At 72.9% G+C, this 7,599-nt stretch carries 7 protein-coding genes; all 7 read right to left on the bottom strand.

The annotated features are described in order from the left end of the window. Positions 1-222: 222 nt before the first annotated feature. Positions 223-1,689, bottom strand: a complete 1,467-nt coding sequence (locus MQP27_RS28440) for an MFS transporter (protein ID WP_242768754.1) — start codon at positions 1,687-1,689, stop codon at positions 223-225. Between the two features lie 63 nt (positions 1,690-1,752). After that, positions 1,753-2,775 (bottom strand): class II fructose-bisphosphate aldolase, encoded by a 1,023-nt coding sequence (gene fbaA / locus MQP27_RS28435; protein WP_242768753.1) that lies wholly within the window; start codon positions 2,773-2,775, stop codon positions 1,753-1,755. Between the two features lie 129 nt (positions 2,776-2,904). Beyond that, positions 2,905-3,459 carry an orotate phosphoribosyltransferase gene (gene pyrE, locus MQP27_RS28430; RefSeq protein WP_242768752.1) on the bottom strand — a complete coding sequence of 185 codons (555 nt, stop codon included), beginning with the start codon at positions 3,457-3,459 and terminating at the stop codon, positions 2,905-2,907. Positions 3,460-3,469: 10 nt separating this feature from the next. Further along, the gene (locus MQP27_RS28425) at positions 3,470-4,258 is read right to left on the bottom strand and encodes an aldose epimerase family protein (RefSeq protein WP_242768751.1); all 789 of its coding nucleotides are present in this window, start codon (positions 4,256-4,258) and stop codon (positions 3,470-3,472) included. A gap of 54 nt (positions 4,259-4,312) precedes the next feature. Then, positions 4,313-5,485, bottom strand: coding sequence for an SRPBCC domain-containing protein (locus MQP27_RS28420; RefSeq protein ID WP_242768750.1), 1,173 nt, complete (start codon positions 5,483-5,485; stop codon positions 4,313-4,315). 159 nt (positions 5,486-5,644) lie between these two features. Next, positions 5,645-6,349, bottom strand: a complete 705-nt coding sequence (locus MQP27_RS28415; RefSeq protein ID WP_242768749.1) for a response regulator transcription factor — start codon at positions 6,347-6,349, stop codon at positions 5,645-5,647. Next, positions 6,346-7,503, bottom strand: coding sequence for a sensor histidine kinase (locus tag MQP27_RS28410; protein WP_242768748.1), 1,158 nt, complete (start codon positions 7,501-7,503; stop codon positions 6,346-6,348). The genes MQP27_RS28415 and MQP27_RS28410 overlap by 4 nt, the downstream gene beginning before the upstream one ends. Positions 7,504-7,599: the final 96 nt, after the last annotated feature.

Genomic DNA, 7,599 nt, shown 5'->3' with positions numbered 1-7,599 from the left:
GGGCGCTGGATGGAGGGGGGCAGCGGCGGGGGGGGGAAGGGGCGGGGGGCCCCCCCCCCCCCCCCCCCCCCCCCCCCCCCCCCCCCCCCCCCCCCGCCCCGCCCCGCCCCGCAAGCCTCCCCGCCCTGCAAACCTCTCGCCCCGCAGGCCTTCCCCCAGCCGTGCCGCACCCGCCCCCCCCAGCCGCCCCCCGCCGCGCTCCAGCCGTGCCCCACCCTCCCCTCAGCCGATCCTCTTCCTCGCCCGCTCCCCCTCCAGCGGCGGTGCCGTGATCGAGCCGTGAGTGCGGCACTCCGGGCGGCGGCAGTCCGGTGGCAGGGAGCGTACGGTCGCGAAGGCCGTCGCCGAGCCCGCCACCAGGACTCCCGCGCAGATGAGCATCGCCTTGTGGAAGGCGTCGTCGAAGGCCGTCGCCGAGCGGTAGGCCTCCGGGCCCATGCCGGCCAGCAGCGGCAGCGCCGCCACCGCGATCAGGCCCGCCGCACGGGCCGCCGCGTTGTTGATGCCGCTGGCCAGGCCGGCCCGGGCCGTGTCCACCGAGCCCAGCACCGTGGACGTCAGCGGCGCGACCAGGGTGACCATGCCGGCCCCCAGGACCAGCAGCGCGGGCAGGACGTCGGCCAGGTAGGAGGCGCCCGGCCCCACCCGCAGCATCAGCAGCATCCCGGCCGCGCACAGGAGCGGGCCCACCGTGAGCGGGATGCGCGGGCCGATCCGGTCGGCGAGGGCGCCCGAGCGGGCCGAGAACAGCAGCATCATCGCGGTCGTCGGCAGCAGCGCCGTACCCGCGGCCAGCGCCGACCAGCCGACCGCGACCTGGAGCTCCAGCGCGGTCAGGAAGAAGAACCCGCCGAAGGCCGCGTACACGCACAGGGTCACCAGGTTGACCGCCGTGAACTGGCGCGACGCGAAGATGTCCAGCGGCATCATCGGGTCGGGGCTGCGCTTCTCGACGTACACGAAGGCGATACCCGCCGCCACGCCGGCGACCGCGCTGACCACGACGACCATGGACCCCTCGTGGGCCTCGATCAGCGCGTACGTCAGGAACGCCAGCGTGAGCGCGCCGAGGACCGCGCCGAGGACGTCGAAGCGGCCGTGGCTGCGACCGTCCGCCGATTCCGGGACGTGGCGGACGGCGATGGGCGCGCACAGCAGGGCGAGCGGCACGTTGAGCAGGAACACCCAGCGCCAGCCGGGGCCGTCCACCAGCCAGCCGCCCAGGAACGGGCCGACGGCCGCGCCGATCCCGCCGAAGCCGGACCAGAGGCCGACGGCCCGGCCGCGGTCGTCCGGGTGGAAGGAGGCCTGGATGAGGGCCAGGGAGCCTGGGGTGAGGAGCGCGCCGCCGACCCCCTGCAACGCTCGCGCGGCGATGAGCACGCCCGCGTTCGGGGCGAGCCCGCACAGCAGGGACGCCGAGGCGAACCACACCACCCCGATCACGAAGACCTTGCGCCGCCCGTAGTGGTCCCCGAGCGAACCGCCGAGCAGGATCAGCCCGGCCAGCGTCAGCATGTACGCGTTGACGGTCCACTGCAGCGCGGCGAGCTGGGCGTCCAGGTCACGGCCGATGCGCGGGAGGGCGACGTTGACGACGGTCGAGTCCAGCATCGCCATGCTGGAGCCGAGGACGGTGGTGAGCAGGATCCACTTGCCCTGCGGTGAGGCGATCCGGACGTCGGGCATGACCCCAGGTATACAGCGAGCCCGGCGCCGTAGACAGGCACCGGGCTCTCCGCAGGGGAACGGCTACTTGATGCGCGTACCCGCCGAGCGCAGGTTCTGCGTGGCCTCGACGACGCGCGCGGCCATGCTCGCCTCGGCCAGCTTGCCCCAGGTGCGCGGGTCGTAGGTCTTCTTGGAGCCGACCTCGCCGTCGACCTTCAGGACGCCGTCGTAGTTGCGGAACATGTGGTCCGCGACCGGGCGCGTGAAGGCGTACTGGGTGTCCGTGTCGATGTTCATCTTCACCACGCCGTTCTCCAGCGCGGTGCGGATCTCCTCCTCCGTGGAGCCGGAGCCGCCGTGGAAGACGAAGTCGAACGGGGACTGCTTGCCGAACTTGGCGCCCACGCCCTCGTTCAGCTCCTTCAGCAGCTCGGGACGGAGCACCACGTTGCCCGGCTTGTACACGCCGTGCACGTTGCCGAAGGAGGCGGCCAGCAGGTAGCGGCCCTTCTCGCCCAGGCCCAGCGCCTCCGCCGTGCGGATCGCGTCGTCGACCGTCGTGTAGAGGGAGTCGTTGATCTCGTGCGAGACGCCGTCCTCCTCGCCGCCGGTCGGGGTGATCTCGACCTCAAGGATGATCTTCGCGGCGCGGGCGCGCTCCAGGAGCTCCTGGGCGATGGCGAGGTTGTCGGCCAGGGTCTCGGCGGAGCCGTCCCACATGTGCGACTGGAAGAGCGGGTTGCCGCCGGCCTTCACGCGCTCCTCGGAGACGGCGAGCAGCGGACGCACGTACCCGTCGAGCTTGTCCTTCGGGCAGTGGTCGGTGTGCAGGGCGACCGTGACCGGGTACTTCGCGGCGACGATGTGCGCGAACTCGGCGAGCGCGACGGCGCCGGTCACCATCTCCTTGCTGTACTGACCGCCCAGGAACTCGGCGCCACCCGTGGAGATCTGGATGATGCCGTCGCTCTCCGCCTCAGCGAAACCGCGCAGGGCCGCGTGCAGGGTCTGGGTCGAGGTCACGTTGATCGCCGGGTAGGCGAACTTGCCTGCCTTCGCCCGGTCCAGCATCTCGTTGTAGACCTCGGGAGTTGCGATGGGCATCTGTCCGCTCCTTGGTATGTGCGGGTTGGCGTGCTGCGTACTACGGCCCTGACCTAGACCTTGGGGATGACGTCGTCGTCGGCCCCATCTTTCCAGACGTGGCCGAATGCTCACCAACCTGTGGATAACTCAGTCCAGACCGAGATCGTCCTTGGAGTAGGCGAAGAGATACGGCACTCCCGCGCCCTCCTGGATCTTCTCCGCGGCACCGGTCGCGCGGTCCACGATCGTCGCGACGGCGACGACCTCGGCACCGGCCTCGCGCACCGCCTCGACGGCGGTCAGCGGGGAGCCGCCGGTCGTGGACGTGTCCTCGACGACCAGCACGCGCCGGCCGGCGATGTCCGGGCCCTCCACCCGCCGCTGAAGCCCGTGCGCCTTGGCCTCCTTGCGCACGACGAAGGCGTCGACGCGCTTGCCGCGCGCGGCGGCCGCGTGCAGGATCGAGGCGGCGACCGGGTCGGCGCCCATGGTCAGCCCGCCCACCGCGTCGAAGTCGAGGTCGGCGGTCAGGTCCAGGAGCACCTGCCCGACCAGGGGAGCGGCCTCCCCGTCGAGGGTGATGCGCCGCAGGTCGACGTAGTAGTCCGCCTCCAGACCCGACGACAGGGTCACCTTGCCGTGCACCACGGCCTTGTCCTTGATCTGCCGCAGCAGCTCGCCGCGTACGTCTACGTCACTCATGCGAGTCAGCTTAAAGGCGCTGCCAGGTCCACATGGCCGTCGCTTCGAGCGGCTCCAGCGGCGTGACCAGCCGGGGCAGGCTGTTCAGGCCGTCCGGCGGCCCGGTCTGCGGCTCCACGCAGACGGCGGCCTCCTGCTCGTCGTACACCACGACCCATTCCTCGCGGCTGGTGACCTTCAGCTCCAGCTGCCCCGGCCAGGTCAGGGTCACGTCGACCCCGCCGGGCATCCCGAAGCAGTCGTCCCAGGGGCCGGGCCGGGGGTCGATCCGGCGCCCGGTGGGCAGATGATCGTCCCCGCGCTCCTCCTGCCATTCCGGTGTGAAGTCGACGCGGACGTCCTCCCCTCCCAGGTTCCGGTTGAACCAGGGGTGCCAGCCGATCTGGGCGGGGAAGGAGGAGTCGTACGTCTCCACGGACATCGTCAGTGTCAGGGAGTCCGGGGTGAGGGCGAACTGCTGGGTGACGCGGCCGGGGTAGGGCCACGGCTCGACCAGGTCGTACGTGATCACCGCCTCGTCGGCGCGGACGCGGGCGGTCTTCCAGGCGCCGTCGCGGGCGGTGCCGTGGATGGCGTGCGGCGGGGAGTTGAGCGGCATCTGGTGGACGGTGCCGCCGTCCCGGAAGCGGCCGTCGCGGATGCGGCCGCACCAGGGGACCATCGGGAAGCACCCGAACCGCTCGCCCTGGCGCAGCAGTTCGGTCCCCGCGACGCGCAGTCCACCGACCCGACCGCCGTTGCCCGGCAGCACGGTCACCTCCGCGTCACCCGCGGTCAGCGTGATGTCTTCGTTACTCACGGGACGACCTTACTGGGGGGCGCCGAGTGCGATCACCGGTCCGGGCCGGTCCCGTCACCGGCGGCGTCGCAGTACCCGGCCCGCCACGATCGCCGAAGCCAGTACGAGGGCCGCGGCCGGTGCGACCCAGCGCAGTGTCGAGCCCTGGGCGGCCGTCTGCGGAGCGGGGACCGGGGCGTAACGGCCGCGGGGCGGTGCGTGGTCGACCTCCTCCGCGCTGCGTCCGATCATCGTCCGACGCGCGTGCGCCGCCTCGGCAGGGGGCTCCGCGGGTTCGGTGTAGTCGTCCGCTCCGGACCCCGCGGCGACCGGCGTCTCCTGATCCTCGTCCTCGTCCGACGGATCGAGCGACGGCGGCGGGATCTCCGTGTCGAAGACGGAGACGTGGTCGTCGTCCGACGGGGCGGCAGCGGTGTCTGCCGGTACGTCGGCGACAGTGCCGTCCGGCACCGGCGGCTCGTCGTCCGCGTCCGGCGTCGTATCGAAGTCACTGGTCGCCTTGTCCCCGAACTCCTGCACCACCACAGGCTCGGGCCCGTCGTCCTGCCCGGGCTCGCCAACTCCCGCGCCCGACTCGGCTTCGGACGCTGCGTCGGCCTTCGAGGGCTCGGACACGCCCGCGGCCTGCGCAGCTTCGGGCACTTCCCCGGCCTGCGCAGCTTCCGCCGCTCCCGCAGCCTGCTCGGGCTCGGACACTCCCGCAGCCTGCTCAGTCGCGGGCGCTCCCCCGGCCCGCTCGGCCTCCGCCGCTCCCCCGGCTTCCTCCGGCTCCCCCGCTTCCCCGGTCTCCGCAGCCGCCTCGGCCCCCGCCCCCGCCCCCAGCTTCTCGGCGAAACGGTCCAGCAGGCGGGTCAGCGCGGACGACACCGACTCGGGTGGGAGTTCCGTGAGCCGGCCGTCCGCCGTGGCGCTTCCCTCGAAGGTCAGCGTCGAGCCGCCCTCGGCGTCCGTCACGCGCAGGGTCAGCGCGAGCTTGACCGAGCCGGTCCCGCGGGTCTCCGTGGCGTCGCCCTCCGCCGCGTACGAACCGTCCTCGCGCGCGGTCAGCCGCACGCTCCCCCGGTAGGTGACGGAGTGACTGCCGACGCGCAGTTTCAGCCGCCCGGCGACGGGTTCCGCGCCGGCGTCCTGCTGAAGCCCGGGGACCGCGCGAGCGACCTGTGCGGGGTCGGCGAGGGCCTCCCTCAGCCGCCGGGACGGAACCGGAACGAACGCGTCATGCTCCATGTGGGCCGAGCCTACCCAGGGGGCCGGTTCCTGCACCCCCGTTGGTCGAAAGTGAGCGCGCGTCGTATGTCCTGGGGGCTGCCGCCCCCAGACCCCCGCTTCGGCCTGAACGACCTCGTCCTCAAACTCCCCCAGAGGGGGCACCCCCAGACGGGCTGACTATCCCCCTGGCGTAACCAGCCCCGTCTCATACGCCACGACCACCACCTGCGCCCGGCTCGTCAGCCCCAGCTTCGTCATCGTCCGGTTCAGATGCGTCTTCACCGTCGCCTCGCTGATGAACAGCCGGTCCGCCGCCTCCGCGTTGGTCAGGCCCCGGGCGACCAGTTTCAGGACCTCCACCTCGCGGGTGGTGAGGGCGTCCAGGCCGGGCGGGGGCTCGCGGTCCGTGGCCGCGCCGTCCGTCACCCGGGTGAACGCCTCCACCAGACGCCGGGTCACCACCGGCGCGAACAGCGCGTCGCCGCCGTGCACCGCGGTGACTGCCGCGAGGAGGCGTTCGGGGCCGGCGTCCTTGAGGAGGAAGCCGGAGGCGCCGGCGCGCAGGGCGCCGTACACGTACTCGTCGAGGTCGAACGTGGTGAGGACGAGGATGCGGGGCGGCGGGTCGGTGGCCGCGGCGAGGATGCGTTCCGTGGCCTCGATGCCGGACGCGCCGGGCATCCGGATGTCCATCAGGATCACGTCCGGGCGGGTCTTCGCCGCCAGCCGTACGGCCTCTTCGCCGTCCGCCGCCTCGCCCGCCACCTCCATGCCGGGGGCGGCGCGCAGCAGGGCGACCAGTCCGCTGCGTACGAGGAACTGGTCGTCGACGACGAGGACCCTGATCGCCCGTCGGTCGTTGCCGGTGTCGGTGTCGGTCATTCCGCGACGGCGTCTCCCCGGCGTGCGGCCGGTACGGACGTCGGCAGGGTCAGATGCACGCCGAAACCCCCCTCGCTGCGCGGGCCGACGACGATCGTCCCGCCGTAGAGCTTGGCCCGCTCGCGCATCCCGATCAAGCCATGGCCGCCCCGCTCCTGCTTTCTGGCCGGATTCACCCCCTTCCCGTCATCGTGTACGGAGAGGGTCATCTCGCCTGCCCGGTAGGCCAGTTGGACGGTGGCGTGGGCGCCCGGGGCGTGTTTGAGGACGTTGGTGAGGGCCTCCTGGACGACGCGGTAGAGGCAGAGCTGGACGCCGGGCGGCAGCGGGCGGGGCTCGCCGGTGATGCGGAGGTCGACGGGGACGCCGCCCGCGCGGACGCGTTCGACCATGTCGGCGAGCTGGTCGAGGCCGGGGGCGGGGGCGCCGTCGGCCGCGCCCTGGACGCCGTCGGCGCGCAACAGGCCGAGCATGCGCCGGAGTTCGGCGAGGGCCTCGCCGCTGCTGCCGGCGATGGTGTCGAGGGCCTCGCGGGCGGTGCGGGCGTCGGAGCTGAAGACGAAACGGGCGAGGCCGGCCTGGACGTTGATGACGGCCATGTGGTGGGCGACGACGTCGTGCAGCTCGCGGGCGATGCGGACACGTTCCTCGGCGACCTCGCGGCGGGCGCGTTCGGCCTGTTCGGCGCGGAGCTGCCGGGTGAGGTCGGCGGTGCGCCGTGCGGTGTGGCCGAACCACCACAGGACCACCGGGTAGGCGACGGACTGGGCGACCACGGACGCCATCGAGCTGCCGTCGGTGACCAGGCCGGCGTAGATCCACACGGCGGTCATCAGGGCGGCGCAGGCGGCGGTGGTGCGGGCCGGGCGCAGCGAGGCCACGGTGTAGAACGCGAGCATCGGGCCGAAGGAGTTGACCACCGGCCAGTCGCCGCGGCTCACGTACACGACGGCGACCGCGTGGACGAGGAGGCAGACCGTGACCGGGGCGCGGTTGCGCAGGAAGGTGGGGAGGTTGGCGAGGGCGACGAGGACCCAGGCGGGCGCGTCGAGTGCGGTCCATCCCTGGGCCACGGCCTCCCTGCCGAGCAGGACGGCCACGGTCGTCTGCGCCGCGGTGATGAGGCCGTCGACGACGAGGGGGTGGATCCGCATCGCCGCAGCGTAACCCGGGTGCGCGCGGTGGGGCGTCAACCTCCGGCGGTACCGCGGAAGTTGCAGGAACCGTGCGGTTACCGCGGGAGTTGGCGC

Source organism: Streptomyces cylindrosporus (genome assembly GCF_022698165.1).
Classification (GTDB): Bacteria; Actinomycetota; Actinomycetes; order Streptomycetales; family Streptomycetaceae; genus Streptomyces; species Streptomyces cylindrosporus.
Note: the sequence above shows the minus strand (reverse complement) of the source record. Positions and strands in the feature narration are given on the sequence as shown.

Coding starts and splice junctions, on each gene's coding strand:
- MQP27_RS28440 (WP_242768754.1), bottom strand. CDS start 1,689: ATGCCCGACGTCCGGATCGCCTCACCGCAGGGCAAGTGGATCCTGCTC.
- fbaA (WP_242768753.1), bottom strand. CDS start 2,775: ATGCCCATCGCAACTCCCGAGGTCTACAACGAGATGCTGGACCGGGCG.
- pyrE (WP_242768752.1), bottom strand. CDS start 3,459: ATGAGTGACGTAGACGTACGCGGCGAGCTGCTGCGGCAGATCAAGGAC.
- MQP27_RS28420 (WP_242768750.1), bottom strand. CDS start 5,485: ATGGAGCATGACGCGTTCGTTCCGGTTCCGTCCCGGCGGCTGAGGGAG.
- MQP27_RS28415 (WP_242768749.1), bottom strand. CDS start 6,349: ATGACCGACACCGACACCGGCAACGACCGACGGGCGATCAGGGTCCTC.
- MQP27_RS28410 (WP_242768748.1), bottom strand. CDS start 7,503: ATGCGGATCCACCCCCTCGTCGTCGACGGCCTCATCACCGCGGCGCAG.